A 701-nucleotide genomic window follows, 5' to 3' on the forward strand; every position below is an offset into this window, starting at 1 on the left:
TCAAAACATATAAATATTTACTAATCTAACTAACATTAAACTTAATAAAATTAAATAATTAAATAATTTAAAAATTAAATTATTCAAAAATACACATTAAATACAAAAATTACACATTTCATTTCTAATAATAAATCCATAATCAAAAAAATATTTATAATTATTCCAAAAAAAATAAAACAAAAAATACAATAAAACTAAAACAATTATTATATAAAATCTACCCAATACTAAATACAAAAACACATAATAAATCAATATAAACATCATAAACTATCCCACAATAAAACCTATTATTACTAATACTTTCTTCTCAATTCCTTCTTCTCCTTCATCCATAACCCAAACTCAAAAAAAAAAAAATAAAAAAACCCTATAAAAAATATAATCAAAAATCCATAATAAAATCCAACCACAACAACCAAATTTATTATCTTCATACATAAAAATACTAAATTACCTAATATAAAAAATTAAAAAACCATCACAAACCTCCCTTTTTTCTTTTCTATTTCAATTTCTAAATTATTATATAATAATTTTACAACTTTCCATATATAAAAATAAAAAAAAATAAACTAAAAACAACATCTCTTATATCAATAACACCAAAAAAATATTAAATAAATAAAATTAAAATATAAATAAAATATAATAAAATAAAACCACTTTAAAATTCCCTATTAAATTAAACATAAAAC

General features: G+C 16.4%; 1 pseudogene. It reads right to left on the reverse strand.

Features of this window, described 5'->3' with window-relative positions:
- Window positions 1-270, reverse strand: a pseudogene (locus IE038_RS25625) (hypothetical protein).
- Window positions 271-701: the final 431 nt, after the last annotated feature.

The organism is Pseudomonas laurentiana, from assembly GCF_014648275.1.
In the GTDB taxonomy this organism is placed as follows: domain Bacteria; phylum Pseudomonadota; class Gammaproteobacteria; order Pseudomonadales; family Pseudomonadaceae; genus Aquipseudomonas; species Aquipseudomonas laurentiana.